This window comes from Delftia tsuruhatensis NBRC 16741 (genome assembly GCF_001571325.1).
In the GTDB taxonomy this organism is placed as follows: domain Bacteria; phylum Pseudomonadota; class Gammaproteobacteria; order Burkholderiales; family Burkholderiaceae_C; genus Comamonas; species Comamonas tsuruhatensis.
On record NZ_BCTO01000023.1, the window covers coordinates 21,013 to 45,840 of the forward strand.

Below are 24,828 nucleotides of genomic sequence, written 5' to 3' on the forward strand. Positions count from 1 at the left end.
TTTATTTTGAAAATAGAATATTTTTAAAATGAATAATCCCGGCCCTCCGAGGCTCACAACTTTGATAGACAACAGGCATAAAAAAAAGGCTCCTTGCGGAACCTTTATTGAATCATTCGACGTATTGTTAAACTGTTCTTTTTTTCTTCTTGATTACATCATTCTTTGAAATTTTAGATAGTTCTTTTATTAGTTCTTTTTCTCTTTGTTCTCTTTGATGAACTTCTAAACTATCGCGTAAAGATACAAGTAAGTTTGCTTCTTTTGTAATCTTTTCTAGCAATGTTGAGAATGTGAAGAGATGAGATAGATTCTTCACTGGTGCGTTTGTTCTGCTTCCAGTAGCAACAGGCTTCAATGCTTGTGTTTGTGCTGCTGTGGCCTGTTCTGGTGCGTTCTGTGACCCATCTAACAGATGTTTAGCAACATCGTGGATAGAGTAGAAGATACTACGACCCATGTTCTTAAACGGAATCGGGAAGTCTCCGCGTTTTCTTAGAACACATTGCTGCTTTGCACTCACACCAACAACTTTTTCAAGTTGGGCCGGGGTCATCACTTCTTTGTTATCTGTGAGATTGCGCAGATAAGAAAGCAAGTTTTCATAAGTGTTCATTGTTCCTCCTGCTGCAATTTTGGACGAAAAAAAAGCACCTGGAGGTGCTGTTTTAGTGTGTGGTGCCCCGTAGTGGATTCGAACCACTGACCTACGGTGTAGAAGACCGCTGCTCTATCCAGCTGAGCTAACGAGGCGTTTATGCTATTGCAATGATAGCGTAATTTTAGGTCAACAGTCTACATTAGCAAACTCAAAATTGTTGACTTAAAATTGTGGTTAATCTGCTATCGATTCCTTTGGATTCCTTGGGAAAGTTTTTGGGAAAAACTGCACGGAATTGGGAAGAATTCAGAGGAATTCAAAGGGATTCTGCTATCTTTTTTTTATCCTAAATCTCTTTAAAATCAATGCCTTACAGAGACTTCAAAACAATTTATTGACGGCTTAGAAGGCAATTGCTCTATCCGGTTGAGCTACGGGCAGGTATGGCCGCTGACGGGCCAGCGCGGATCATACCCGCAATGGGCGGGCGCTCAGGGCTTGGCGGCGTGCCCTGGCGCCCTTGCCGTCATTCGGCGTCTTCTTCTTCCTCGAACACCACCGAAGGGGGGGCCATCACGCGCGCCATGTCGCTCAGCGTGGGCACCAGGCCGCGTGCGAGGTAGCTGTAGGGCGTGTCGGGCTCCAGCGCCGCAGCGGCAATATTGGCCATGGGCTGGTTCATCGACAGGTAGTAGCTGCCCACGGGTGCTTCGACGGCGCCGCGCGTGAGCGCATAGGCGCCGCTGGCGGGCGTGGCCGAGCGGGCCTCGTTGTACGAGTCGGCCAGCAGCTGGCCGGGCTCGGCCACCTTGAGCACTTGCAGGCCCAGCAGGCGCAGCCTGTCCACGGCGGTCTGGGCGCTTGCGGACAGCCAGTAGCCGCAGGAGCGCGGGCGCGACAGCGTGGTGCGGGCCTGCAGGGAGGCATTCCAGTCCACGCGCACCTGCTGGTCGGCACCCGTGTCGGGCTGGATCATGGTGAGCGTGCGCTGCTCGGGCGTCTGCTCGGCCTGGACGGCGAGTTGCTGGTGGCAGGCGAGAGAGGCGGTCTCGCGCGCCACGAAGGCCTGCACCTGGGTGAGGTCCTTGGCGCGCTCGGCGCTCGAATGCAGCATGCGTGTGGCGGCGGTGACCAGGGTGTGCACGCGCCGCTGGATGTGGGCGCGGCCCAGGTCCGAGCCACGGCTGCTGACCAGATAGCCCACCGAGTTCTTGAGTCCGCTGATGTTGCGCAGCGAATCGGGCGCCAGGCTGCCCATGGAGATGGACTTGTCCTGCAGCTCCTGGCTGGTGGTGTAGTACCAGTCGCTGCTCAGGCCGGCCTGCGACAGCGCGGTGCGCAGCGGTGCCGTGTACCACTCGCGCGCAGCCTTGGTCACGAATTCATTCTGGTTGGCCGTGGCCGAATACTGCAGCAGGGCGTCGTAGCGCTGTATGGCCTGGTACTTCTGCAGGAAGATGCTGGCGGCCGGGAATTCCTGCAGGTCCACCACGGCGACGGGGCGGTAGTCGCGTGCCAGCGTGGCCAGGGCCTTGGCCTCCGGCGTGTTCAGGAGCAGGTGGTCATGGGCGATGTCGGTGCCATCGGCTGCATTGCGCGTGCCGGCTTCCACGGCATCGGGGTTGGCGCGCGGCACGAGGATCACGTTGATCTGCTGCAGCAGCGGCTCCAGCAGGCCGCCGGGAGCGAGTTCGCGGGCAATGATGAGCAATGCCTCGGTCCCTGCAGGCTCGTCGCCATGCTGGCCGGCCACGAGCATGACCGTGGGGCGGCGGCTGTCATAGAGCGCCGACGGCTGGATGCCGGGAGCGCGCGTGGCCACCAGGGCCTGGATGGGGCTGCCGCGCTGCGAGCTGCCGGGCTGCACGATTCCCAGGCGCGTGTCGCGGCCCAGGGATTTGCTGGCCTGGCTGTTCAGCCAGGAAGACAGTTCGCTGGCCGTGGTGAACTGGTTGCGCTGCGGCGCCAGGCCGGGCGTGTCATAGCGCGTGGCCGGGTCGGGGAAGCGCGCCGCCACGGCCGCGTTGTAGGGCAGGGGGACGAGGTTGTTGGCCGGTGCGATCGGCTGCGTGGTCGCCTGGGGCACCACGGGTATTTCCGGGGCCGGGCGGGTGGGCGTGGCCACCTGGGGCTTGGAGGACGTGGGCCAGGGCGGCAGCGGCGTGCTGGAGCAGGCGGCCAGCAGGGCGGTGCATGCCAGGGCCGACCACCGCAGCCGGCCCTGTGGCAGCTCCGGATCGGGGCGCTGGCTGGAGGGTATGGCGGGTGGAGTCAGCAGTGTCATGGCGTGGCCTTGAGGAACCAGTCGTGGGGAATCTTGGGGAATCCGGGAAAAGGGGTGCGGCCTTCAGTCGCCGCAGGCCGCAATGCTATCGGGATGATAGCCATGCAGGCTTGCGGCGCGCTGTCGGCTGAAGGCGCAATCTGTGCAATGCAAAAGGGCTGCAGCCCCGGGGAGATGCAGCCCTTTGGGCTGGTGCAATGCCCGGCATGCCGCCTGGCACGCCGGGTATTCAGTGCAGGTCAGCGACCGTAGCCGCCGCGCGAGGAGCCGCCACGGCCACCGCCGCCGAAGCCACCACCGCCGCCGCCGCCACCGCGGTTGAAACCACCGCCGCCGCGGCGGCCGCGTTCGGCCATGGTGTCCACGCTGGTGCGCATCGGGTCGGGTTGGCCGCCACCGGCGCCGCCGCGCGGTCCGCTGCTGCGTGCATGGCCGAGCTGCGTGCCCAGGTGGGCATCAGCGCGCGGGGGCTGGTCGTCGAAGCGACGGCCACCGCCGCCTTCGCCGTCAGGACGCGGGCCGCGACGGGGGGCGTTCTGGGGACCTGCCTTGGGGCGGTGAGCAGCGCCGGAGCCGTTGCCCGGACCGTCGAAGCGGTCGCGGCGCGGCTTGTTGTTGGCGCCTGCGCCGGCGTGGTTGCGGCCACGGCCCTGGCCGCCTGCGCTGCCTTCGGAGCGGCCTTCGTCCGAGCCTGCCTTGGGTGCTGCCTGGCCACGGCCGCCTGCACGACCGCCGCGGTCGGGCTGGGCAGCCTTGTTGGTGCGGATGCGGTCCATCATTTCCTGGCGCGCGGCCTTGGCGGCGGCCTGCATGACGTCACGGCTGGGCGGCTTGCCCGCGCCGCCCCAGATGGTCTGGCGGCCCATGGCGATGGGTTCGGCCACTTCGCCTTCTTCCGGGCCGAAGCCTTCGAGCACCTGCACGGGGATTTCCTGCTTGGTGAAGCGCTCGATGTCCATCATGAAGCCTTCTTCGTCCATGCACACGAGGCTGACGGCATGGCCTTCGCGCCCGGCACGGCCCGTGCGGCCGATGCGGTGCACGTAGTCTTCGGAGACGTTGGGGATTTCGTAGTTCACGACGTGCGGCAGCTCATCGATGTCGATGCCGCGTGCAGCGATGTCGGTGGCCACCAGTGCGCGCAGCTCGCCGGTCTTGAAGCCGGCCAGTGCCTGGGTGCGTGCGCTCTGGCTCTTGTTGCCGTGCAGCGCCATGGCGCTGATGTTGTTCTTGGTCAGGAATTCGGCAACGTTGTTGGCGCCGAACTTGGTGCGCGTGAACACCAGAACCTGGCTCCAGTTGTTCTCGTTGATGATGTGCAGCAGCACCTGCTTTTTCTTGCCGCGGCCCACGGGGTGGATCACCTGGGTGATGCGCTGCACGGTGGTGTTGCTGGGCGTGACCTGGATGGACTGCGGATTGCGCAGCAGGCCGTTGGCCAGGTCGCGGATCTCGTCGCTGAAGGTGGCCGAGAACAGCAGGCTTTGCTTTTCCTTGGGCACCAGGGCCAGCACCTTCTTGACGTCGTGGATGAAGCCCATGTCCAGCATGCGGTCGGCTTCGTCGAGCACCAGGACTTCGACGGTGGACAGGTCCATGAAGCCTTGCTGCTGCAGATCCAGCAGGCGGCCCGGCGTGGCGACCAGGATGTCCACGCCCTTCTTGATGCGGTCGATCTGGGGCTTCATGCCCACGCCGCCGAAGATGACGGTGGAGTTGATGTCCAGGTACTTCGCGTAGCTGCGCACCGATTCCTCGACCTGCGCTGCGAGTTCACGCGTGGGCGTCAGCACCAGGGCGCGGATGCCCTTGCCGCCGAACTTGTTGCGCGGCACCTGGCCTTGCGAGAGGCGGTGCAGCATGGGCAGGGTGAAGGCCGCGGTCTTGCCGGTGCCGGTCTGGGCGCCTGCCAGCAGGTCGTGGCCGGCGAGCACCGCCGGAATGGCCTGTGCCTGGATGGGAGTCGGGTTCTCGTAACCCTCCTCAAGCACGGCCTTCAGAATGGCGGGAGCCAGATTCAGTTCTTCAAATGTCATGTGATCAAAGATGCGCCCGTCCGGGGCGCTGGGTATCAGCCTGCCGAGGCAACCAGGGCGGTTGCCGGACCAGTCGTAGGCGGATGAGGTTCAATGTCGGGAGCCTGGAAAACAGCGTCCATCGTCCCCAGCTGGAATGCTGATGTCACGGGCAACTGGAACCCGCAACGCAGGGTATTGTCGCATGCGCCGATAATCACGGCTGGCGTGCAACCGATTTGTTGCCCGGTTTTTGCAGAAATCAACGATTCAAGTACTCGGACCAGAATGGCTCAATACGTTTTTTCGATGAACCACCTCACCAAGACCGTGCCGCCCAAGCGGCAGATCTTGAAGGATATCTCTCTCAGCTTTTTCCCGGGCGCCAAGATCGGCGTGCTGGGTCTGAACGGCTCTGGCAAGTCCTCGCTGCTCAAGATCATGGCCGGGGTGGACAAGGAATTCGAAGGCGAGGCGCTGCCCATGCAGGGCCTGTCCATCGGCTATCTGCCGCAGGAGCCTCAGCTCAATCCAGAGCACACGGTGCGCCAGGCCGTGGAAGAGGCCATGGCCGAAGTCAACGCGGCCCGCGCGCGCCTCGATGAAATCTACGCCGCCTACGCCGAGCCCGACGCCGACTTCGACGCGCTGGCTGCCGAGCAAGGCGAGCTGGAAGCCAAGATCGCCGCTGCCGGCACCGACTCCGAGCACCAGCTGGAGATCGCCGCCGACGCCCTGCGCCTGCCGGCCTGGGACGCCGTGATCGGCAAGCTGTCCGGCGGCGAGAAGCGCCGCGTGGCGCTGTGCAAGCTGCTGCTGTCCAAGCCCGACATGCTGCTGCTGGACGAGCCCACCAACCACTTGGACGCCGAGTCCGTGGAATGGCTGGAGCAGTTCCTGCACCGCTTCACCGGCACCGTGGTGGCCATCACCCACGATCGCTACTTCCTGGACAACGCTGCCGAGTGGATCCTGGAACTGGACCGTGGCCATGGCATTCCCTACAAGGGCAACTACTCCGAATGGCTGATCCAGAAGCAAAACCGCCTGGAGTCCGAGCAAAAGGGCGAGGAAGCCCGTGCCAAGGCCCTGAAGAAGGAACTGGAGTGGGTTCGCCAGAACGCCAAGGGCCGCCAGGCCAAGTCCAAGGCCCGTATCGCGCGCTTCGAGGAACTGAGCGATTTCGAATACCAAAAGCGCAATGAAACCCAGGAAATCTTCATTCCTGTGGCCGAGCGCCTGGGCACCCAGGTCATCGAGTTCAACAACGTCACCAAGAGCTTTGGCGACCGCGTGCTCATCGACAACCTGACCATGAACATCCCCGCTGGCGCAATCGTCGGCATCATCGGCCCCAACGGCGCCGGCAAGTCCACGCTGTTCAAGCTGATCGCGGGGCGCGAGCAGGCCGATTCCGGCGAAGTCATCGTGGGCCAGACGGTCAAGATGGCCTATGTGGAGCAGACGCGTGACGCGCTGGCCAATGACAAGACGGTGTGGGAAGACATCTCGGGCGGGCTGGACATCATCAACGTCGGCAAGTTCCAGATGGCCTCGCGCGCCTACGCAGGCCGCTTCAACTTCAACGGACAGGACCAGCAAAAGAAGGTCGGCAACCTCTCCGGCGGCGAGCGCGGCCGCCTGCACCTGGCCAAGACGCTGATCCAGGGCGGCAACGTGCTGCTGCTGGACGAACCCTCCAACGACCTGGACGTGGAAACCCTGCGCGCGCTGGAAGATGCGCTGCTGGAGTACGCGGGCACGGTGCTGGTGATCTCCCACGATCGCTGGTTCCTCGACCGCATCGCCACGCACATCCTGGCCGCCGAAGGCGATTCGCAGTGGGTGTATTTCGACGGCAACTACCAGGAGTACGAAGCCGATAAGAAAAAGCGTCTGGGCGAAGAAGGCGCCAAGCCCAAGCGCATGCGCTACAAGGCACTGAAGTAAGCATCAAAGGCAAGCCTCAAAGCGCCTCCGGCACGGGCTGGAGCCTGTATTCTTCGGGCCATGAATCCTCCACCCGTTTCTGTTGCCGCGTTGCAGGCCTGCCTGGTGCAGGCTGTCCGCGGCTCGGAGGCGCTGATCCTGCGGCTGCTGCAGCGCACGGCTCATGCCATGGAGCAGGCCGAGCTGCCTGGCTCCGGCCTGCCGCGCCGCGCTGAAATCCCCGAGGCGCTGGAATTGCTGGCCCGCCACCGGGCCGCCATGCTCAAGGGTTATGGGCTGGCGCTGCTGGAATGCTTTGGCCAATCCGGTGGCGCTGCCGCCTGGCCGCCGGTGCCGGGCATGTCCGGTGCGTCCGGTGTGCCCGGCACCACCGATTTCGCCTCCCTCTCCCTGCTGGATGACTCCGTGCTGCAGTCGCAGCTGGCCCACCAGCGCCTGCTGCAGCATGTGGCGCCGCAGGTGGAGATCGCACTGGCCGAGCTCGATGCCCTGGTCAGCGCCATCCAGGGCCTGGACCGTGTCCAGCCCGAACGCAACCCGCTCAGGCCCCACAACTATGTGCAGGCGCTGCAGCGCGTGATCGACGACACCGGGGTCGAGCCCGAATGCGCCGCCTGCTGGCTGGGCTTCATGCGCGAGCATCTGGGCGCATTGCTGGTATCCGAGTACGGCCATGTGGCCCAGTCCCTGCGCGACCAGGGCGTGCAGCCTGCCGCCTATGGCGTGGCACCGCCGCCCGAGCCGGGCCGGCGCCAGACCGACATGCCGGGGCCGAACCGCTGGCGTGCGCCTTCACACTATGGCGATGCCGTGGCACAGAGCCGCGCCTACGGCGCCTTCGGCCAGCAGGCGCAGGAAGATGAGCTGACGCGGCGCCTGGTGGCCGCCCTGCTGTCCGACCCCCGCTGGATGGATTCACACCGCGAGGCGCCCGCTGCGGCGCCTTCTTCCATGCTGGCGCTGGCCCAACCATCCGCCTATTCCGTGCCCGGGCAGTTTGCGCCGGCCATGGACGGCGCAAGCCGGCTGCAGACCACCGCCTGGCAGGGCAGCGAGACGGCACCCACCGTGCTGGCGGCGCTGCCCGAAGGCTGGACCTCGCTGAGCTGCATGGCGCTGGAGTCCGTGCAGCACCACTCGGCCCAGCTGGAGCAGCTGATGCAGGCCCTGCAGCCGCAGGAGCCGCAGGAGCCTCCCCCGGGCGCGCGCGCCGACGACGGCGCGGCGCTGCATACGCTGCAGCGCATGATGCGCTTCATGGCCGCCGACACGCGCCTGCTGCCTTCCGTGCAGCGCACGGTGGGCCGGCTGGAGCCGCTGCTGCAGCAGCTGGTGGTCCAGGACACGCGCTTTTTCGAGGACCGCAATCACCCTGCGCGCCAGTTGCTCGACGAGCTGACGGCGCGCAGCCTGTGGTTCGACAGTGAATCCGCACCGGGCTATGGCCAGTTCCTGCAGGTGGCCGATTCCGCTGCCATGCGGCTGGCGGCCCTGCAGCGCGCCGATGCATCGGCCTTTGCCACGGTGCTGCAGCAGCTGCGTGACGGTTGGGGCGGCAGCGGCATGCAGCCCGTGGGCCCGAGCGAAGCACCTGAAGATGGCACGGTGACCGGCCCCGTCTCGGCCGCGCTCCGGCGCGTGGAAGGGCGGCGTGCGGACCCGCGCTGGCCGGAAACCGCCATGCCCCGGGCCGAGCAGATCGCAGCCGCCATCCGGCGCCTGCCCAGTGCCCAGGGCGTACCCGATGACATCCTGGAATTCGCCACGGGGCCGTGGGCCCAGGTGATTGCCAGCGTCCAGGAGCCTGTGGACGGCAGCGAGGCCCGCGACCCCGGCGGCTACCTCGCCCTGGTGCCCAGCCTGCTGTGGAGCGTGTCCGCACACGCCGGCCGCGATACCGACCGGCTGGTGGCGCTGGCGCCGCGCCTGCAGGCCCGGCTGCGCGCCGGCCTGCGCAGCGTGGGGCGCACGGAGGAGGAGATCCAGGCCTTTGCCGCGCGCCTGGCCGGCCTGCACCAGGATGCGCTGGATGCCGGTGTGGTCCGCCAGCCCATAGAGAGCGTGGATATTTATCTGGACTCCGTGCCGCCCACCGTCTATGGGTCGGACTCGGTGCTGGCGTCCCTGCCTTCCCGGTTCGATGCTGCCGGGCCCGGCCAGGCCAGGCCCGTCCAGGCAAGGCCCGGCTCCTCGGCAGCGCGCCTGCCACAGTCGTTGTTCGGCGTGGCGGCCTCCATGCCGGTGCCGCTGGATGTGCCGCAGCCCATGGCGAGCGATATGGCGCACGAGATGGCCACCCTGACCGAGCAGGACCTGGAGCTGCCCGAGGCGCTGCAGGACGAGCTGCCTGCCCCCCCGGCCGTTGCGGCGTCGCTGACCAGGATGCCTGGCGAGCCTGCCGGGCCCCAGGTGACGCCGCATGCGACATCCGTGGCACCTGCACCTGCACCTGAACCTGTGGCGCCCGTGGTCTCCGAGGACTGGGCGCTGGGCACCTGGGTGGAGCTGTCCAATGCCCGGCAGAGCATCCGCACCCAGCTGACCTGGGTCAGCCCGCAGCAGACGCTGTTCCTGTTCACGGCCACGGATGGCAGCACCCAGTCCATGACGCGCCGCATGCGCGACAAGCTGCTGGCGCAAGGGCAGCTGCGGCGCGTGGACTGAGGCGCCTGCCGGACATGCGCCGGCGCCGATGGGGACGAATCGTGCCCAATTCGGGCGTTGCGGAGGTTGAGGCTTGAGGCGCGTCAAAAAGACAATGTCCTGCATCGATGCGCCCCGGATCATGGGGCGCATCACCACCGAATAGACCCCACCAGCAGGAGACAGGAACCATGGCGCGTTTGAGGATAGGCATCGTCGGAGCAGGCATTGGCGGATTGGCGGCAGCCAATGCGCTGCACCAGGCAGGGCATGAAGTATTGGTGTTCGAGCAAAGCCGGCAGTTCCTGCGCGTGGGCGCGGACATCAACCTCACGCCCAATGCCGTGCGCGCCCTCGATGGCCTGGGCGCCGACATCGCCGCCGCCGTGCGTGCCAGCGCCGCACGGCCCACGCACCGCATCAGCCGCAACTGGGACACGGGCGAGGAAACCTCACGCCTGACCATGGGTGACGAGGCCGAGCGCAAATACGGCGCGCCCCAGCTCACCATCCACCGCGCGGACCTGCTGGCGGCCCTGGCCGATGCCTTTCCGCTGGACCAGGTGCAGTTGGGCAAGCGCGCCAGCCAGATCACGCAGACGGGGCAAGGCGTGGACATCGCCTTCACCGATGGCAGCGAAGTGGCCGGGCTGGACGCACTCATTGGCGCGGACGGCATCCACTCCGTGGTGCGCGCGGCCCTGTTCGGCGCCGAAAGCCCGCGCTTCACGGGCGTGGTGGCCTTCCGCGCGGTGGTGCCTACCGAGCGCGTGCGCCATGTGCCCGACATCCAGGCCTTCACCAAATGGTGGGGCGCCACGCCGCAAAGCCAGATCGTGACCTTTCCGCTGAACCAGGGGCGCGATACCTTCATCTTTGCCACCACGGCCCAGGAATCGTGGCATGAGGAATCCTGGACCACGCCGGGCAGCGTCGAGGAGTTGCGCGGCTTCTATGCCGATTTCCATCCCGACGCGCGGGCGCTGCTCGACGCCTGCGACACGGTGCTCAAGACCGCGCTGTACGAGCGCGATCCCCTGCCGGCCTGGTCGCAGGACCGCATCACGCTGCTGGGCGATGCCTGCCACCCGATGATGCCCTTCATGGCCCAGGGTGCGGGCATGGCCATCGAGGATGCCGTGGTGCTGGCGCGCAACCTGGACGCTGCCCAGGGATCGCAGCAGGTGCCCGCTGCCCTGGCGCGCTACCAGGCCATGCGCATGCAGCGCACCAGCGAGATCCAGATCGGCTCGCGCGGCAACAACTGGCTGCGCGCCGGTGGCAATGCCGATGGCGTCTACGGCTACGACGCCTGGGCGGTGGCACTGCAGGCCTGAACCCGGTCAGGGCCGGCAGGCGGCCAGCTCCCTGGCACAGGGCAGCTCCAGCCCTTCGGCCGTGGTCAGCGACTGCGCGGCCAGCACGGCGCGCACCGTGGCCAGGGCCACGGCCTCGGCGGCCATGGCGGACAGGGTCAGCATGCCCAGCGAGTGCTCGGCCAGGCCCGTGCCCAGGGCGAACAGGGTGTCGCCATCGCTCATGGTGTGCACGGGTCGTATGGCGCGTGCCAGGCCGTCATGGGCCACCACGGCCAGGCGCTGGGCCTGGGCCTTGGTGATGCGTGCATCGGTGGCAACCACGCCGATGGTGGTGTTGGTGCCTGCCAGCAGCGGCCGGGGCTCTTCGCCGCGCAGCAAGGCACGGCAGGTGTCGTGCAGCTGGCGGCCATCGGGGCTGCGCGCGCCGGCCAGCAGCACGCCGCTGTGGGGATCGACCACATCGCCCACGGCATTGCAGGCGATCAGCGCGCCCACGGTGACGCCGTGCACGGTGAGCGAGGCCGTGCCGATGCCGCCCTTCATGGCGCGATCCATGCCGAAGACCTTGCCCACGCAGGCGCCCATGCCGGCGCCCACATTGCCCTCGGCAGGCCGCGCGGCGCTGGCGGCCTGGCAGGCCGCATGGCCGGCATCGGCACCCGGGCGGATGCGGCTGTCGCCCACCGCCAGGTCGAACAGCACGGCGGCCGGCACGATGGGCACGCGGCCCACGCCCACATCCAGCCCTATGCCCTGCTCGTCCAGCCAGCGCATGGCGCCGCTGGCCGCGTCCAGCCCCCAGGCACTGCCACCGGAGAGCATGACGGCATGCACCTGCTGCACCAGGTTGGAGGGATGCAGCAGGTCGGTCTCGCGCGTGCCGGGGGCGGCGCCACGCACATCGCAGCCTCCCACGGCACCGCCGCGCGCCAGCACGACGGTGCAGCCCGTGGGGCGGCGGGCATCGGTGTGGTGGCCTACCTCGATGCCCTGTACGCGGGTGATGGAGCCGGGGTCTGAGTCGGTGCTTGGCATGCGCTGCTCTGCTCTGTGATGGACAGGCCTTCACCTTAGCCGAAACGGCAGCCCTGCACCCGGTCTTCAGCGCAGCACTTCCAGCTGCGTGACCACGAAGGCGCCCTGGTCCTGCTCGGCGCGAAAGCGCACCTTGTCGCCCGCCTTGAGGGCGGGATCGGGTGCTGCCACGCGCAGCTGGAAGACCATGGTCATGGGCGGCATGCCCAGGTTCTTGAGTTCGCCGTGGCGCAGCGTGACCTTGCTGGTGCGTGCATCCCAGCGCGTGACCTCGCCTTCGCTGAGGTCCTGGCTGGCGGCGGCGGGTGCGGTTTCGGCAGATTGCGCGCCATGCGCCGCATGGTCGTGGGCCGTGGCCTGGGCACAGGCCCAGGCCGGGATCAGCGCGGCGGCAAGGGCCAGGCGCACGGCAAGGGCGGTACGGGACGTACGGGAAACAAGGAGGGCTGTGTTGTGCATGGTGTGCTCCGGGGTTCAGCGGTAGCTGGTGAAGGTGCGGGTGGAAACGTCGCTGTTCATGAGGTTCTTGGTGATGAGCAGCACCTCGTAGGGGTCCTTGCGGCCGCCGTACTCGGGGCCGTCCATGCCGGGGCTGCCCACGGGCATGCCGGGCACGGCAATGCCTACCGCCTTGGGCTTTTGCTTGAGCAGCTTGTGCACGTCGGCCGCCGGCACATGGCCTTCGAGCGCATAGCCTTCGACCAGGGCCGTGTGGCAGGACCCCAGGCGCGCCGGAATGCCCAGCCTGGCGCGCACGGCGCTGTTGCCGGTGTCGTGCACGGTGACGGCAAAGCCGTTGTGCTCCATGTGCACCACCCAGTCCTGGCAGCAGCCGCAGTTGGGGTCCTTCCAGACCTCGACCGGGATGCGGGCCGTGGGTGCAGCCGCCCACAGCGAAGGGGCGGCGAATGCCGTGCAGGCCAGGGCCATGCGGCGCAGCGCACTGCGGCGCGGGTGGGCGGATGCCATGCGTTCATGTTTCATGGGGTGCTCCTGAAGGGGGGAAGAAGTGGCGCGCTCATTGCGTCACGGTGATGGTTCCGCGCATGCCGGCCTGGTAGTGGCCGGGGATGAGGCAGGCAAAGTCGAAGCTGCCTTCGCGGTTGAAATTCCAGACCAGGTCGCCGGATTGGCCGGGCGAGACATGGGCCATGTAGGGCTCGCCGTGCTCCATGGTGGGGAACTTGAGCATCATCTGCGCGTGCTCGTCCAGCGAGGCCGGCGTGCCCAGCACGATCTCGTGCATCACCTGGCCCTTGTTGGCCACGCGCAGGCGCACCGTCTCGCCGCGCCTGACGCTGATGCGCTCTGGTGTGAAGCGCATGTTGTCGCTCATGTCCAGGGTGATGGTGCGCCGGGCGGCCGAGGCATCGCCGGCGATGCCCCAGGGCTTTTGCTCCTTGACCGCGGCGGCCTTGGGAGCGTCATCGTGGGCCCCGCTGCCATGGGCGAAGACGGCAGCGGGGCCGGCGAGCAGTGCCGTGGCGAGGAGGAGGGCAAAGGTGTTCATGAGGTGCTCCTTGGATGGCATCAGTGGTGCTCATGGCCCGCACCGGGCTTGCGCACGCTGGGTGCGCCGGGGGACTGGCCGGGCGTGGTCTGGCGCGGTGCGGAGGCCTCGGCCGCCGGCCCCTTCCATTCATAGGCCACGCGGCCCTTGGGGTGGTTGAACCAGCCCGGGTCGCCGTAGTCGTTGGCGCCCAGCTGCTCGCGCACCTTGAGGGTGGTGAACATGCCGCCCATCTCGAGGGGGCCGAAGGGGCCCGTGCCGGTCATCATCGGGAAGGTGTTGTCGGGCAGGGGCATCTCCATGGCGGCCATGTCGCCCATGCCGCGCTCGCCCATGACCATGTAGTCGGGCACGATCTTCTGGATCTTGCCGACCAGGCCCCGGTGGTCCACGCCGATCATGGTCGGCGTGTCGTGGCCCATGGCGCCCATGGTGTGGTGGCTCTTGTGGCAGTGCAGGGCCCAGTCGCCCAGCTCGTCGGCGATGAACTCCACCTGCCGCATCTGGCCTACGGCCACGTCCGTGGTCACCTCGGGCCAGCGTGCGGACCGGGGCACGGGGCCGCCGTCCGTGCCCGTGACCTCGAACTCGTGGCCATGCACGTGGATGGGGTGGTTGGTCATGGTCAGGTTGCCCACGCGCAGGCGCACGCGGTCGCCGCGCCGGGCGACGACGGGGCTGATGGCGGGGAACACCCGGCTGTTGAAGGTCCAGATGTTGAAGTCCGTCATCTCGGCCACGCGTGGGGTCATGGAGCCGGGCTCCACGTCGTAGGCCGACAGCAGGAAGGCGTAGTCGCGCTGGACCTCGGCGATCTGCGGGTGCGCCGCCTTCGGGTGCGTGATCCACAGGCCCATCATTCCCATGGCCATCTGCACCATCTCGTCGGCATGCGGGTGGTACATGAAGGTGCCGGGACGGCGCGCCGTGAACTCGTAGACAAAGGTCTTGCCGGGCGGGATGTGCGGCTGGGTCAGGCCGCCCACGCCGTCCATGCCGTTGGGCAGGCGCTGGCCGTGCCAGTGCACGGTGGTGTGCTCGGGCAGGCGGTTGGTCACGAAGATGCGGACCTGGTCGCCTTCCACCACCTCGATGGTCGGTCCCGGGCTCTGGCCGTTGTAGCCCCACATGTTGACGAAGAAGCCCGGTGCCACCTCGCGCACCACGGGCTCGGCCACCAGGTGGAATTCCTTGACGCCTGCGTTCATGCGCCAGGGGGTGGTCCAGCCGTTGAGCGTGACCACGGGGCGGTAGGGGCGGCCGTTGGGCGGGGCCAGCGGGGCGGCGGTCTCGGCCGAGGACTGGGTCGCTGCCTCGGGCAGGGCGGCCAGGGCCACGCGGCTGACGGCGGCACTGGAGACGGCGGCCACGGCGGCGCCGGTGAAGAAATTGCGGCGGTTCATGTCAGTGGCTCGCTTCGTTGGTGGGGGTGGGCGCGGCAGCGCTGGCGGCAGCCTGGATGGCTCCCGGCGACGTGCCGGTCAGTGCCAGCTGCAGGTCGGTCTCTGCCAGCCAGAAGTCGCGCTGCGCATCGGTGGCGGTGGCCACGGCCTGGGCGCTGCTGCGGGCCTCGGCCAGCAATTGCCAGACGCTGACGAACATGCCGTTGTAGCGAAGCATGGTTTCGTCCTGGATGAAGCGGCGCAGCGGCAGCACCTCGGCCTGCTGCTGGTGGGCCAGGTCCCAGGCCGTGCGGTAGCGCATCCAGCTGCTGCGCGCCTCGGCGCGAGCCTGGATAGCGCCTTGCTGCAGCTGGGCCGCGCTGCGCTGCAGCTCGGCGCGCGCGCGGCCGCTGGCAGCGCCGCCCCAGTCGAACAGCGGCAGGGGCAGGTCGATCTCCCAGCCGCGTGTCACATCACTGTGGCCAGTGGCCCGGTCCGTGGCGGTGTTGCGGCTGTAGCCCAGGCCGATGTCGCCGAAGATGGCGCCGGCGCGCGCCCAGCCCCGGCGCTCGCCCAGATGGTCCAGGTCGCGGCGCAGGGCGCGCAGGTCCAGGCGCTCGCGCAGCGCGGTGGCCTCGGCATCGTCCCCGGCGCGCAACTGCGTGGCGGCCTGCGGGATGGCGGGCAACTGGTCGGGCAGCTTGAAATCGAGGCGCCGTCCCCACAGGCCCATCAGGCGGGCCAGTTGCTCATGCTCGGCCGTGGCGGCCAGGCGCGCACGCGCCAGCTGGGCTGCGGTGTCCTGCTGGATGCTGAGCTCGCGCGCCTGCTGCAGCCGGCTGAAGTTGCCCACGCGGGCCATGCGCCGCGCCAGCTCGGCACCGGCCTCGGCCGCCTCGTGCATGCGCTCGCTGGACGCCAGCTGCTGGCGTGCGGCCACGGCGCGCAGCCAGGCGCGGCGCGTGTCGGCGGCCAGCCGCAGCACGTCCTGCGCGGCGGTCAGCGTGGCCTGTTCCATCTGCATGCCCTGCCAGCGACTGCGCCAGGGCAGGGTGATCAGGCTGACCAGGCCGAAGCTCAGCTGGCGCTCGATCTCGCGCTCGTCGCTGTTGACCATGCGGCCCAGGGTCAGCGTGGGGTTGGGCAGCGTCAGGGCCTGCACGCGGTCTGCATCCTGCACGCCCAGTTGCGCCAGGCGCGCCTGCAGGCCGGGATTGTTGAGCAGTGCGATGCGCACGGACTGGTCCATGTCCAGCGGCTGGCGCAGCCACTCGTCGATGCGCTGCTGCGCCGCGTCGCGGGCCTGCAGATCGGTTGGTGGCAGTTGGGCGCCGTCCGGCAGGCGGCTGGCGGTATGGGACTGGACCGCGCCGCGCAGGCCGTCGGGTGAGATGCTGGCGCAGCCGGCCAGGGCCAGCACGGCAGCCATGGCGCCGACCAGCCGGGTGGGGGCGAAGACGGTGCGCTTCATGGCCGGCCTCCGTGCTGCATGTGAGAGCCGTGCGGGGACGGCGCAGGCGTGGATCGGCCGGCCTGGGCCGCCTCCCAGCGCAGGATGTCCATATGGCCGTTGGGAAACTCGGCCACGGCAGCGTTGGCCTGGCGCCAGTCGGTCAGCTCGGTTTCCACGGCGCCGCTGGGCGGCAGGGCCGCATGGCGCAGGGGCAGGCTGGCGGCTGCCGGATCGATGGCGCCGGTCAGGCCAGCGGAGGAAGAGGCCGGGGGGAGGCTGCCGTCATGGGCTTGGGCCCAGGCAGCAGGGCTGGATGCGGCAAGGGCCGCCAGCCCGAAATGGATGAGGGGGATGAGGGGGGCGAGAAAATGCGCTCGGCGCATGGTGATCTCCTGAAGGCGTAACGGGTGACGCATCCGCAGCCAAGCGCCCTGCCATGCCCGAGAACGGGCTGCCCATGGGCGGGCGGCAGGGTGGGCGCGGACGCACTTCGGGCGTCAGGCTTCAGGAAATGGGTGGCTTGATGGCCTGCAGCTTGGCCGCGCTGGCAAAGCGCGTGCTGCCTTGGGGGCGCAGTGCGGCGGACGGCGCAGCGCCGTCCGAACCGATCTGGCCAGGGGTGAAAAGGGCCGAATGGCAGATGCCGCACAGGGTACAGCTGGGGCCGTGTTCATGCTCGCCGCAGCCGCCGCCCGCAGGGCTGCCGGCCTGGGGGGAGCAGTCTGCACTGTGCTCGGCGTGCGACGTATGCGAGGGGTGAGAGGGCTGCTCCGTGGCGTGTGCCGGATGCCGTTCATGGCTGTCCGGCGTCTGCGCTATCTCCGGCGCATGGTGGTGGAGTGCGGAGTCCGACGCCAATGCGACGGCCGGAGCCGGGACGCCCATCACCGGAGCCGCCCCCATGGCCATGGCATCGCCCAGCAGGCCACGCAGGACCAGCAGCAAGACCAGGACAATGGACAAGGGGCGACGCATAGGCATGGATGATACCGGACGGTGCCACGAAGTTCCTCAGGTGCGGGCCCTCTGCCCGGGCGGGCGGCGCGTGGTGCGCAGTGCCTCGGCGATCAGCGCCGATATGGCGGGTGGCATGTCCATGGGCAGGGTGGCCGGCACCGTGGTGCGGCCGGTGTTGCCGCGCGGCAGCCGGTCCAGCAGATGGCCTGCGGGCACCAGGGCCAGGCGCAGCAGCTGGCCGGCGACCTCCCTGCCGTCGCGCAGCTGCAGCGCGTGGCGCAGCATCCAGCAGTGGGATCGCCAGTGCAGGCCCAGCAGCTGCTGGCCCAGCACATGGCTGGCCTCCAGCAGCAGCCAGCGCTGTGCGGGCGCCTGGTCCTGGCTTGAACGGAAGCTGTGCAGCAGGTGGGTGAAGGCGGCACGGCGCTGGGCGTCGGTCATGCCGCCTCCCTGTCGCTGCCCCAGCGGCGCAGCCGCAGGCCGTTGCCGACCACCAGCAGGCTCACGCCCATGTCGGCGAGCACAGCCAGCCACATGCTGGCGTTGCCGGCCAGGGCCAGCGCGAAGAACACCAGCTTGACGCCCAACGACAGGGCGATGTTCTGCCAGAGCACGGCGTGGGCGCTGCGTGACAGCTCCACCACCTCGGGCAGGCGGCGCAGGTCGTCGTTCATCAGCACCACGTCGGCGGTTTCCATGGCCATGCCCGTGCTGTGCATGCCGCCCATGGCAAAGCCGATGTCGGCCTGGGCCAGGGCCGGCGCGTCGTTGATGCCGTCGCCCGTCATGGCGGTGGGGCCTCGTGTGCGTTGCAGCTCGGCCAGTGCGTCGAGCTTGTCCTGCGGCAGCAGGCCGCCGCGCGCGTCCTGGATGCCGGCTTCGGCAGCGATGGAGCGCACGGTGGCCGTGTTGTCGCCGCTGAGCACCACGGGCTGCACGCCCAGGGCCTGCAGGCGTGCCACGGCCTCGCGGGCCTGGGGCCGCAGCGGGTCGGCCACGGCGAACAGGGCCCGCACGACGCTGCTGTCGGCCAGCAGGGTCACGGTGCGGCCCTGGGCTTCGTGCATGGCCAAGCCGGCGCGCAGCGCGGCGCTGTCCCAGCCTTGCTCCTGCACCCAGCGCAGGTTGGCCAGGGTCCAGAGCTGGCCGTCGATCTCGGCCCGCACGCCACGGCCGGGCAGGGCCAGCAGCTTGCTGACCGAGGCCCGCGCGGCATCGGCGGCCACGGCGGCATCAGCCTGGAGGCCGGAAGCAATGGCGCGCGAGACCGGGTGGTCCGAGCGGCCGGCCAGGGCCAGGGCGCGCGCGGCGGGCAGGGCGGGGCCAGGGGCGGTGTCCCGGGCTGCATCCTCTTCGCTCCAGGACTTCCATTCGACCAGCTTCGGGCTGCCCGTGGTCAGCGTGCCGGTCTTGTCCAGGGCAATGGCGCGCAGCTTGCGCGCCGATTCCAGCGCCTGGCCTCCCTTGATCAGCAGGCCGCGGCGTGCAGCCGCCGTCAGCGCGCTGACCACCGTGACGGGGGTGGACAGCACCAGGGCGCAGGGGCAGGAGATGACCAGCAGGGCCAGGGCCTGGTAGGCCGCGTCATGCCAGCTCCAGCCCATGACCAGCGGCGCCAGCACCGCCAGCGCAATGGCCAGCACCAGCACGATGGGCGTGTAGACGGCGGCAAAGCGATCGACAAAGCGCTGGGTGGGCGCCTTGGAGGCCTGGGCTTGCTCCACGGCGTGGACTATGCGCGCAATCAGGCTGTCATTGGCCGCCGAGGTGACGCGCATCTGCAGCTCGCCATCCTGGTTGATGCTGCCGGCATAGAGCTCGTCGCCCGGGGCCTTGTCGGCCAGGGCGCTTTCTCCGGTGATGGGCGCCTGGTTGACCGAGCTTTGGCCTCGCAGGACCACGCCGTCCAGCGGCACGCGCGCGCCGGGGGCCACGCGCACGGTGGCTTCCAGCGCCACGTCGGCGGCCGCCACGCGCTGAACGCTGCCGTCGGGCTGGAGCACGTCGGCCGTCTCGGGCGCCATCTGCAGCAGGCTGCGGATGGCATTGCGCGCGCGGTCCATGGCCTGGTCCTCGATGCGCTCTGCCGCGGCGTACAGGGCCATGACCATGGCGGCCTCGGGCCACTGGCCGATGGCGAAGGCTCCCGTGACGGCAATGGCCATCAGCGCATGGATGCCCAGCTTCAGGCGCAGCACGTCGCGGATGCCGGCCTTGTAGACGCCCAGCCCCGACAGGGCAATGGCCAGCACGGCCACGGCCATGCCGCCGTATTGCAGGGCCGGCACGCCGCCCTGGGAGCCGCTGAGCCAGTGGGCGGCTTCGGCCAGCACGGCTGCAATCAGCGCGGCCGTGATGCGCGGCCAGCCGGGCAGCACGCTGTGGTCATGGCCGGCATGGGGATCGCTCTCGTCGTGATTGTGGTCGTGATCGTGGCCATGGGCGTGATCGTGGCCCTCGCCATGCGCATGCGAGTGGCCATGGGCCTTCTTGCGGGCCGGCGTGGGCTGGGTGATGGTGAAGGGCGCGCAGCAATCGGTGCCGCAGGCGGAAGACGGCGAAGTCGAGGCGGGCGTGGAATGGGCTGGGAAGGCTTTCAGGGCCTCGTTGCCCTGAGGGCTTGGCAGGCGATTGGAGTTCATGCGAGCATTGGAAACGGTGAAGTCACTTCAAGGTCAAGCATGTCACAGCATGAATCTGCGCGCTGGCGCATCGGCGAGGCGGCCAAGCGTTCCGGCGTGGCCGCCGCCAACATCCGCTACTACGAGAAGGAAAGGCTGCTCAGTGCAGGCGCGCGCGAGGACAACCAGTACCGGCTGTACAGCGACAGCGATGTGCACCGGCTGCGCTTCATCCGCCTGTGCCGCGCCATGGACATGTCGCTGGACGAGGTGCGCACCCTGCTGGCGCTGGACGGCGCCAGCAAGGCCGACTGCGTGGCCGCCAACGAAACCCTGGATGCGCACCTGGGCCATGTGCGCGAGCGCCTGGCCGAGCTGCGCGCGCTGGAGCATGAGCTGATGCAGCTGCGCAGCCAGTGCGACGGGTCGGCCAGCTACTGCCATCTGATCGAGGCCCTGCACGCCCAGGCCGACGAGCCGCTGGCGCCTGCCCTGGGCAGCACCGGCGCCAAGCGCCATGTGTAGCGCCGTCCGCGGCTGCCTGTCTTGCGCCGGCGTCCGACGGACCGTCCCGGTACGGCTCGCTATCATCGACCGATGAGCCTCAGCCACGCAGCCCTGTCCCTTCCCGACCGCATCTGGGCGGCGCTGCGCGACCATGCGCTGGCCTGGTGGCGCAGCGTCTACCTGGGCGCCGTGTTGCTGGTGCTGGCCATGTCCCCTTCCAGCTACCGGCGCGGCGCGCGGCGTGCCATGGCGCACCAGATCTATGTGCAGACCGGGCCCATCCTGCTGGGTTTCACGGCGCTGGCGGCGCTGTTGTGCGCGGTGATCACGCGCATCGTCATCGTCACGGCGCTGAGCTATGGGCTGTCGCGCTATGCGCTGGAGATGGTGGTGCGCGTGCTGGTGATCGAGCTGATCCCGCTGACGGCCGCACTGTTCGTGGCCATGCGCTGCACCATTCCCAACGGCACGCTGATTGCGCAGCTGCGCGCGCGGGGCCAGCTCCAGGCCTGGCAGGAGCGCGGCTCCGATCCGCTGCGCATGGCCCTGGTGCCGCGCGCCGCCGGTGGCGTGTTTGCCTCGGTCACGCTGGCCGTGCTCAGCTGCGTGGTGGCCCTGGTCACCGTCTACCTGAGCGTCTATGGCTTCACGCTGGCGGGCCTGCCCGGCTACACGCGCATCTTCGGCCAGATCTTCACGCCGGCCGTGACCCTGGTCTTCGTGCTCAAGACCTGGTTCTTCAGCCTCACCGTGGCCATCATGCCCATGGCTTCGGGCCTGTATGCGCCGCTGCGGCGCCACCGGCTTGGCGGCGCGGCGCTGGGCGGCTTTGCGCGCATGTTTGCCGTGCTGCTGGTGATCGAGGTGATCTCGCTCATGGGCAACTACTACTGAGCACGCCCGCTGAACTCCACGAACCCCACATGCACGGCAAGGCCCGTGCCAGAACAAGGAATGCCATGACCGATACGCGGCGCCCGCCGCCAGACCCCTGGGACGGCGAGGAAATCGAGGCCCTCAAGCCCGTGGCGCACCTGCGCGCCAAGGCGGCGGGCCTGCTGCTGTTCACGCTGGTGCTGATTCTTGGATCGGCCCTGTACCTGCTGTACTCGCGCGGCGTGTTCGACGCCACGCAGCGCCTGGTGCTCACGGCCGACGACTCCGAGGGCGTGAGCGTGGGCATGGACATGACCTTCTCGGGCTTTCCGATCGGGCGCGTGCGCCGCATCGAGCTGGCCGAGGACGGCAATGTGCGCATCCTCATCGACGTGCCGCGCAAGGACGCGCACTGGCTGCGCGAGTCCAGCGTCTTCACCCTGGTCAAGGGGCTGGTGGGTGGCACCACCATCAAGGCCTACAGCGGCATCCTCAGCGATCCGCCGCTGCCCGACGAGGCCGTGCGCCCCGTGCTGCGCGGCGATGCCACGGCCGAGCTGCCGCAGATCATGTCCACGGCCAAGGAAGTGCTGGGCAACATCGCCCAGCTCACCGCGCCGGATTCGGCCCTGGGCGGGTCGCTGACCGAGCTGCGCGGCCTGGCCGGCCGGGCCCAGGGGCCGGGCGGCGTGCTGGGCGTGGTCATGGGCAGCGAGCAGGAGGCGCGCAAGGTCACGGCCCTGCTGGACCGCGCCAATGCCACGCTGGCCCGCATGGAGCGCATGGTGGCGCGGGCCGACAGCCAGGTGTTCGACGCCGGCGGCGTCATGCCCGAGGTGCGTTCCACCGTGGTGCAGCTCAACGGCCTGCTGGCCGATACGCGCCGCACGCTGGGCAAGGTGGACGCCGTGCTGGCCGAGGCCCAGGCCGTGGGCTCCAATGCGCGCGAGGCCACGGCCGACCTGGGCGCCCTGCGCGCCGAGGTGGAGGGCAACCTGCGCCGCCTCGAAGGCGTGCTGGCCGACCTGCAGCGCAAGTGGCCGTTTGCCCATCAACCGGAGTTGAAGCTGCCATGAGTGCTGCCGCCAAGAAACTTTCTGCCGCAACCCTCCTGGCGCGCCATGCCGGCGCCGTGCTGACCGTGGTGCTGGCCGGCTGCAGCAGCCGCCCGCCCGCACCGGACTGGGCGCTGAATGCCGAATCTGCGTCCCAGCGCGCATCCACCGCCTACCTGGAAGGCCGCCAGCGCGTGCAGGCCCTGGAATGGGACAAGGCCCGCGCCGAAGTGGCCGCCACGGGCCGCACCGACCTGGCCGCGCGTCTGGAGCTGATGCGCTGCGCGGCCCAGGTGGCCAGTCTCGAATGGGACGACTGCCCCGGCTACCAGGCGCTGGCGCTTGACGCGGCGCCAGCCGAGGCCGCCTATGCGCGCTATTTGCAAGGCAGGCCCCGGCCCGAAGACATTGCGCTATTGCCGGAACTACAGCGCCCCGTGGCGCAGGCGTTGCTGGGTGTGCCTGCCTCGGCGCTGGCTGCCGTGGGCGCCATCAAGGAGCCGCTGCCCCGGCTGGTGGCGGCCGGCGCGGCCTTGCGGGCGGGGGCGGCACAGCCGCAGTTACTGGAGCTGGGTGCCGAGACCGCCTCGGCCCAGGGCTGGCGCCGGGCGGTGATGGCCTGGCTGCTGCTGCAGGCCAGGGCCCATGATCAGGCGGGCGAGGTGGACAAGGCCCAGGCCGTCAGGCGCAGGCTGGCGCTGCTGGAGAAGACGGCCAGCGGTGGGGGCGCATCGGCAGGTACATCAACCGGCACATCGGCCGGCAAATGAAAACAGCGCCAGTCCGAAAGGGATGGCGCTGAGCAGGCATTTGCAGGCGCTTGCAGGGCCTACATCGACGACAGCAGGGCGCCCGGGTCTTTTTGCAGCAAGGTGTCTGCGGCCGGGGCGGCGCTGTCCAGCCACAAGGTGGCAACGCTGGCGGCGACGGCAAGCAATACCGTGGCGGTGAAGGCAATGAAGGGATGACGTCCGAAGGGGCTGGGTCTGCGCATGGTGCACCTCCTGTCTGGCAGCGCAGGCAGAGCATGGGGCTGGGCCTGGACTCCATTGCACACCGGATTGCGCAGCGTGGCTGTCGGACAATCGCTTTCTCTCTTGACGTTCGTGAAAAAAGCGGTGGGAGAAATTCCCTATCGATCTTCAGAAGGCCGAAAAAAAAGCGAGGCAGGGCCTCGCTGAAAGTTCGGGACGTAAGTCCCCGGCCCGTGCTGGCAGGCCAGGCGTCGCCTTAGAAACGGTGGCGGATACCCGCGATCAGGCTGGTGCCCGACTTCAGGTCCGTGATGCGGTCGTGCATCAGCACGGTGTACACATCGGTGCGCTTGGACAGGTAGTGGTCGTAGCCCAGGCTGGCCGTGGTGCGCGTGGAGTCCACGGCGCCGATCTCGGCCTTGGTGCGGGCCAGGGCGGCCTTGATGGTGCCGGCGCTGCTCACGGGCACGTCCAGGCCCAGCGAGTAGGTGCTGTTCTTGCGGTCCAGGTCCTTGACCTTGGCCTGGCCATAGGTCGCGTACAGCTTGGCCACTTCGAAGTTGTAGGTGCCGCCCAGCATCCAGTCGGTCTTGGTGGGCATGACGGCCAGGCTCACGGGGTTGCTGATCTGGGCGCGCTCGTAGAAGGCCACCAGGCTCAGCGGGCCGCCGAAGTACATGGCGTTCACGCCGATGTTCTTCTTGCCGGAGTCGCCGCCCTTTTCACCGAACTGGTAGTGGACGTTGGCCTGCAGGCCGCCGAACTTGGGCGTGCTGTAGACGATCTGGTTGCTCCAGCCGGTGTCCGACGGCGTGGTCAGGTTGGCCGAGCCCCAGGCTGCCGTGCCCACGTTGGCGTGCAGCACCAGCGGGGAGATGGTGAAGGAGTCGCCGAAGGGGTTGGTCAGGATGGTGGGCAGGAAGTTGGGCGCCATGCCGCGGCCCAGGCGCACCGTGCCGAAGCCGCCGGACAGGCCGACGTTGGCATCGCGCGAGAAGTACGGGTCGCCGTCGAAGCGGCCGGGGCTGCCGGTGTCCACGCGCATGAAGGCCGTCAGCTGGAAATCGACCTTCAGGCCGCCGCCCAGGTCTTCCTGGCCCTTCATGCCCCACCAGGAGGTGGTCATGCCGCCCGAACCCACGACGCCCTTGCCGCTGGCGTCGCCAGCCATGCGCATGGAGCCGGCATAGGCGTCCACCAGGCCTGTCAGCTGGACCGAGCTTTGGGCGTGTGCTGCGCCGGCGCAGGCCAGTGCAGCGGCCAGTGCGATGAAGGAACGTTTCATGTTGAGGAGTCTTTCATTGTTGGATAGTGGAAACGGTTGGCCAGTGCTGTGACCGGGGCAGACGATGAGGCAAACGCCCTGGGCGGGCTATGTGGCAAACCTGGGACAGTGGCGTTTTCGCATCAGGGTCCGGCCGGTGTCGGCGTGCCTTTGCGGTGCGCGCGCGAGGCAGTCCAGACTGGCTAAGCCGCGTATTACAACGCATCCCAGCCATTGCACCGGCCAGAAAGTGGTGTCTTTGACACAGTTATGACGAAACTTAATTTGTGTTTTGCACTCTCGCGGCTTGAACGCTGCCGTGCACTGGGTTGGGGCCGGGGCACCAGGCCTGTGCAGCAGGTCCTTGCAAGAGGGCTCAAAG

At 68.2% G+C, this 24,828-nt stretch carries 22 protein-coding genes and 1 tRNA gene; 7 read left to right on the top strand and 16 right to left on the bottom strand.

The features are described 5' to 3' along the window. Positions 1-127: 127 nt before the first annotated feature. The 4 genes from DTS01S_RS30445 to DTS01S_RS11605 form a co-directional block, all read right to left on the bottom strand. Entirely contained in the window at positions 128-616 is a 489-nt protein-coding gene (locus tag DTS01S_RS30445) for a hypothetical protein (RefSeq protein ID WP_139223805.1), read from the bottom strand. A 60-nt stretch (positions 617-676) separates the two neighbouring features. Next, positions 677-753 (bottom strand) — tRNA-Arg (locus DTS01S_RS11595). A 374-nt stretch (positions 754-1,127) separates the two neighbouring features. Then, positions 1,128-2,885, bottom strand: a complete 1,758-nt coding sequence (locus DTS01S_RS11600) for a M14 family metallopeptidase (protein WP_017404579.1) — start codon at positions 2,883-2,885, stop codon at positions 1,128-1,130. Between the two features lie 239 nt (positions 2,886-3,124). Continuing rightward, complete coding sequence (locus tag DTS01S_RS11605; RefSeq protein WP_016452439.1) at positions 3,125-4,921, bottom strand: DEAD/DEAH box helicase; 1,797 nt, start codon at positions 4,919-4,921, stop codon at positions 3,125-3,127. Between the two features lie 267 nt (positions 4,922-5,188). Here DTS01S_RS11605 and ettA point away from each other — a divergent pair, with 267 nt between their 5' ends. The 3 genes from ettA (at position 5,189) to DTS01S_RS11620 (ending at position 10,830) form a co-directional block, all read left to right on the top strand. Beyond that, complete coding sequence (gene ettA, locus DTS01S_RS11610; protein WP_016449924.1) at positions 5,189-6,850, top strand: energy-dependent translational throttle protein EttA; 1,662 nt, start codon at positions 5,189-5,191, stop codon at positions 6,848-6,850. A gap of 60 nt (positions 6,851-6,910) precedes the next feature. Continuing rightward, positions 6,911-9,514, top strand: coding sequence for a DUF1631 family protein (locus DTS01S_RS11615; RefSeq protein WP_061287757.1), 2,604 nt, complete (start codon positions 6,911-6,913; stop codon positions 9,512-9,514). Positions 9,515-9,684: 170 nt separating this feature from the next. Continuing rightward, on the top strand, positions 9,685-10,830 hold the full coding sequence (locus tag DTS01S_RS11620) for an FAD-dependent monooxygenase (protein ID WP_026062174.1): 1,146 nt from the start codon (positions 9,685-9,687) through the stop codon (positions 10,828-10,830). Between the two features lie 6 nt (positions 10,831-10,836). Here the strand turns inward: DTS01S_RS11620 and DTS01S_RS11625 are convergent, their stop codons facing one another. From DTS01S_RS11625 to DTS01S_RS11670, 10 genes are all read right to left on the bottom strand, one after another. Next, positions 10,837-11,847: a P1 family peptidase gene (locus DTS01S_RS11625; RefSeq protein ID WP_016449921.1), complete on the bottom strand. Its 1,011-nt coding sequence runs from the start codon at positions 11,845-11,847 to the stop codon at positions 10,837-10,839. Between the two features lie 66 nt (positions 11,848-11,913). Next, on the bottom strand, positions 11,914-12,306 hold the full coding sequence (locus tag DTS01S_RS11630; RefSeq protein WP_026062173.1) for a copper-binding protein: 393 nt from the start codon (positions 12,304-12,306) through the stop codon (positions 11,914-11,916). 15 nt (positions 12,307-12,321) lie between these two features. Then, positions 12,322-12,831, bottom strand: coding sequence for a DUF411 domain-containing protein (locus DTS01S_RS11635; protein WP_017404574.1), 510 nt, complete (start codon positions 12,829-12,831; stop codon positions 12,322-12,324). A gap of 34 nt (positions 12,832-12,865) precedes the next feature. After that, entirely contained in the window at positions 12,866-13,357 is a 492-nt protein-coding gene (locus tag DTS01S_RS11640; RefSeq protein WP_016449918.1) for a cupredoxin domain-containing protein, read from the bottom strand. 20 nt (positions 13,358-13,377) lie between these two features. Next, positions 13,378-14,760 carry a multicopper oxidase family protein gene (locus DTS01S_RS11645; protein ID WP_016452435.1) on the bottom strand — a complete coding sequence of 461 codons (1,383 nt, stop codon included), beginning with the start codon at positions 14,758-14,760 and terminating at the stop codon, positions 13,378-13,380. 1 nt (position 14,761) lies between these two features. After that, positions 14,762-16,210, bottom strand: a complete 1,449-nt coding sequence (locus DTS01S_RS11650) for a TolC family protein (protein WP_017404572.1) — start codon at positions 16,208-16,210, stop codon at positions 14,762-14,764. Continuing rightward, positions 16,207-16,575: a hypothetical protein gene (locus tag DTS01S_RS11655; protein ID WP_017404571.1), complete on the bottom strand. Its 369-nt coding sequence runs from the start codon at positions 16,573-16,575 to the stop codon at positions 16,207-16,209. Before DTS01S_RS11655 ends, DTS01S_RS11650 begins: the two co-directional genes overlap by 4 nt. A 121-nt stretch (positions 16,576-16,696) precedes the next feature. Further along, entirely contained in the window at positions 16,697-17,155 is a 459-nt protein-coding gene (locus tag DTS01S_RS11660; protein ID WP_017404570.1) for a hypothetical protein, read from the bottom strand. 48 nt (positions 17,156-17,203) lie between these two features. Further along, complete coding sequence (locus tag DTS01S_RS11665) at positions 17,204-17,590, bottom strand: DUF3703 domain-containing protein (RefSeq protein WP_016449914.1); 387 nt, start codon at positions 17,588-17,590, stop codon at positions 17,204-17,206. Beyond that, on the bottom strand, positions 17,587-19,791 hold the full coding sequence (locus DTS01S_RS11670) for a heavy metal translocating P-type ATPase (RefSeq protein ID WP_061287758.1): 2,205 nt from the start codon (positions 19,789-19,791) through the stop codon (positions 17,587-17,589). Before DTS01S_RS11670 ends, DTS01S_RS11665 begins: the two co-directional genes overlap by 4 nt. Positions 19,792-19,830: 39 nt before the next feature. Between DTS01S_RS11670 and DTS01S_RS11675 the strand changes: the two genes are divergently transcribed. The 4 genes from DTS01S_RS11675 to DTS01S_RS11690 all read left to right on the top strand — a co-directional run bounded on the left by DTS01S_RS11675 (position 19,831) and on the right by DTS01S_RS11690 (position 22,978). Next, entirely contained in the window at positions 19,831-20,295 is a 465-nt protein-coding gene (locus DTS01S_RS11675; RefSeq protein ID WP_017404568.1) for a Cd(II)/Pb(II)-responsive transcriptional regulator, read from the top strand. 72 nt (positions 20,296-20,367) lie between these two features. Further along, on the top strand, positions 20,368-21,171 hold the full coding sequence (locus DTS01S_RS11680; RefSeq protein WP_012204765.1) for an MlaE family ABC transporter permease: 804 nt from the start codon (positions 20,368-20,370) through the stop codon (positions 21,169-21,171). Between the two features lie 65 nt (positions 21,172-21,236). Then, positions 21,237-22,229, top strand: a complete 993-nt coding sequence (locus DTS01S_RS11685) for an MlaD family protein (protein WP_012204766.1) — start codon at positions 21,237-21,239, stop codon at positions 22,227-22,229. After that, complete coding sequence (locus DTS01S_RS11690) at positions 22,226-22,978, top strand: hypothetical protein (protein ID WP_017404567.1); 753 nt, start codon at positions 22,226-22,228, stop codon at positions 22,976-22,978. The genes DTS01S_RS11685 and DTS01S_RS11690 overlap by 4 nt, the downstream gene beginning before the upstream one ends. Positions 22,979-23,037: 59 nt before the next feature. Here DTS01S_RS11690 and DTS01S_RS30870 read toward each other — a convergent pair whose 3' ends face one another. Both DTS01S_RS30870 and DTS01S_RS11695 read right to left on the bottom strand, forming a co-directional pair. Beyond that, positions 23,038-23,202, bottom strand: a complete 165-nt coding sequence (locus tag DTS01S_RS30870) for a hypothetical protein (RefSeq protein ID WP_016449910.1) — start codon at positions 23,200-23,202, stop codon at positions 23,038-23,040. A 236-nt stretch (positions 23,203-23,438) separates the two neighbouring features. Beyond that, positions 23,439-24,467, bottom strand: a complete 1,029-nt coding sequence (locus DTS01S_RS11695) for a porin (protein ID WP_016449909.1) — start codon at positions 24,465-24,467, stop codon at positions 23,439-23,441. Positions 24,468-24,828: the final 361 nt, after the last annotated feature.

What these genes read in the sequence shown, in the direction of transcription:
- DTS01S_RS30445 (WP_139223805.1), bottom strand. Translation starts at nt 616, where the DNA reads ATGAACACTTATGAAAACTTGCTTTCTTATCTGCGCAATCTCACAGAT.
- DTS01S_RS11600 (WP_017404579.1), bottom strand. Translation starts at nt 2,885, where the DNA reads ATGACACTGCTGACTCCACCCGCCATACCCTCCAGCCAGCGCCCCGAT.
- DTS01S_RS11605 (WP_016452439.1), bottom strand. Translation starts at nt 4,921, where the DNA reads ATGACATTTGAAGAACTGAATCTGGCTCCCGCCATTCTGAAGGCCGTG.
- ettA (WP_016449924.1), top strand. Translation starts at nt 5,189, where the DNA reads ATGGCTCAATACGTTTTTTCGATGAACCACCTCACCAAGACCGTGCCG.
- DTS01S_RS11615 (WP_061287757.1), top strand. Translation starts at nt 6,911, where the DNA reads ATGAATCCTCCACCCGTTTCTGTTGCCGCGTTGCAGGCCTGCCTGGTG.
- DTS01S_RS11620 (WP_026062174.1), top strand. Translation starts at nt 9,685, where the DNA reads ATGGCGCGTTTGAGGATAGGCATCGTCGGAGCAGGCATTGGCGGATTG.
- DTS01S_RS11625 (WP_016449921.1), bottom strand. Translation starts at nt 11,847, where the DNA reads ATGCCAAGCACCGACTCAGACCCCGGCTCCATCACCCGCGTACAGGGC.
- DTS01S_RS11630 (WP_026062173.1), bottom strand. Translation starts at nt 12,306, where the DNA reads ATGCACAACACAGCCCTCCTTGTTTCCCGTACGTCCCGTACCGCCCTT.
- DTS01S_RS11635 (WP_017404574.1), bottom strand. Translation starts at nt 12,831, where the DNA reads ATGAAACATGAACGCATGGCATCCGCCCACCCGCGCCGCAGTGCGCTG.
- DTS01S_RS11640 (WP_016449918.1), bottom strand. Translation starts at nt 13,357, where the DNA reads ATGAACACCTTTGCCCTCCTCCTCGCCACGGCACTGCTCGCCGGCCCC.
- DTS01S_RS11645 (WP_016452435.1), bottom strand. Translation starts at nt 14,760, where the DNA reads ATGAACCGCCGCAATTTCTTCACCGGCGCCGCCGTGGCCGCCGTCTCC.
- DTS01S_RS11650 (WP_017404572.1), bottom strand. Translation starts at nt 16,210, where the DNA reads ATGAAGCGCACCGTCTTCGCCCCCACCCGGCTGGTCGGCGCCATGGCT.
- DTS01S_RS11655 (WP_017404571.1), bottom strand. Translation starts at nt 16,575, where the DNA reads ATGCGCCGAGCGCATTTTCTCGCCCCCCTCATCCCCCTCATCCATTTC.
- DTS01S_RS11665 (WP_016449914.1), bottom strand. Translation starts at nt 17,590, where the DNA reads ATGACCGACGCCCAGCGCCGTGCCGCCTTCACCCACCTGCTGCACAGC.
- DTS01S_RS11670 (WP_061287758.1), bottom strand. Translation starts at nt 19,791, where the DNA reads ATGAACTCCAATCGCCTGCCAAGCCCTCAGGGCAACGAGGCCCTGAAA.
- DTS01S_RS11675 (WP_017404568.1), top strand. Translation starts at nt 19,831, where the DNA reads ATGTCACAGCATGAATCTGCGCGCTGGCGCATCGGCGAGGCGGCCAAG.
- DTS01S_RS11680 (WP_012204765.1), top strand. Translation starts at nt 20,368, where the DNA reads ATGAGCCTCAGCCACGCAGCCCTGTCCCTTCCCGACCGCATCTGGGCG.
- DTS01S_RS11685 (WP_012204766.1), top strand. Translation starts at nt 21,237, where the DNA reads ATGACCGATACGCGGCGCCCGCCGCCAGACCCCTGGGACGGCGAGGAA.
- DTS01S_RS11690 (WP_017404567.1), top strand. Translation starts at nt 22,226, where the DNA reads ATGAGTGCTGCCGCCAAGAAACTTTCTGCCGCAACCCTCCTGGCGCGC.
- DTS01S_RS30870 (WP_016449910.1), bottom strand. Translation starts at nt 23,202, where the DNA reads ATGCGCAGACCCAGCCCCTTCGGACGTCATCCCTTCATTGCCTTCACC.
- DTS01S_RS11695 (WP_016449909.1), bottom strand. Translation starts at nt 24,467, where the DNA reads ATGAAACGTTCCTTCATCGCACTGGCCGCTGCACTGGCCTGCGCCGGC.